This window comes from Streptomyces sp. NPDC059900 (assembly GCF_050270335.1).
GTDB lineage: Bacteria > Actinomycetota > Actinomycetes > Streptomycetales > Streptomycetaceae > Streptomyces.
The window spans coordinates 1-1033 of record NZ_JBNNJZ010001171.1 but is presented as its reverse complement, the minus strand read 5'-3'; the positions used below and the strand labels follow the sequence as shown (position 1 = coordinate 1033).

Here is a 1033-nt window from a genome sequence, read left to right as displayed (position 1 = left end):
GTCCAGCACAGTTCGAACAGGTACGAGGTGCCGCCGGCTGCGGCGTTCGCCTCGGCCAGCTTCTGTGACGGCATGCGGAAGAGGGCGTCGGAGTACACCGTCTCCACCAGCTCCTCCGGGCCTGCCTGCGGGAACGCGGCACGGTAGGCCCGCGCGCCGTCCGGCTGCGGGGCGAGCAGTTCCAGGGCTGCACGGGCGTCCTCCTCGGTGAAGGTGCCGTGTCGTCCGCTCATGACGCTGAAGTAGCGGAATTCGTCCCGGGTGTGGCCGACGAGCAGCTCGGTCCCGCTCGCGCGCGTGCCGCTCAGCGCGGGCCAGGGCGTCTCCGCAAGGACCTCGCCGTCGACCACGGGGCACAGCGCGGTGCCGGTCTCCGTGAGGCGCCCCCAGCTCTCCCGGTACGCGGACAGGCCGGCGTTGAAGGAGGTGAGTTCGGCGGCCAGGTGCCATGGGTCGATGTCGCGCAGGGCCTCGGCGGTGGGGGCCGCCGCGCCGACCCGAGCCGCGAATGCGGCGGTGGCCTGCCGTGCCAGCGCGGGGGTGCTGTGCAGCGCCGGCACCGAATGGGCGATGGCCCGCCGGAACAGGCCGCGCGCGGGCTTCATCGTCAGCAGGGCGGCGACCGAGCCCGCCCCGGCGGACGTCCCGCCCACGGTGACCCGGCCGGGGTCGCCTCCGAAGGCGGCGATGTTGCGCTGCACCCACTCCAGCGCCGCGATCTGGTCGAGGAATCCGCGGTTGGGCGGCGCGTCGTCGAGGAAGGCGAATCCCTCCGCGCCCACGCGGCAGTTGATGGTCACCACCACGACTCCCGCCCCGGCCAGTGCTGCCGGGTCGTACATCGGGTCGCTCGACACCGCCGAGAGGTAGCCGCCCACGGGGATCCACACCAGCACCGGCAGTCCCGCCGCGCCGGGATCCGGAGTGCCGACGTCGAGCGTCAGCCAGTCGGTGCCCTGCGGGGGCACGTCGATCGGCAGGGACAGCGGCACCACGGGGCCGAACTCGACCGCCTGCCTGGTCCCCTCCCAGT

Annotated in this window: 1 protein-coding gene; it reads right to left on the bottom strand. The window is 73.8% G+C overall.

The genetic code is table 11. The features are described 5' to 3' along the window. The coding region (locus tag ACQKIP_RS48125) for a carboxylesterase family protein (RefSeq protein ID WP_427745949.1) at positions 1-1033 on the bottom strand (1033 nt) is incomplete at both ends.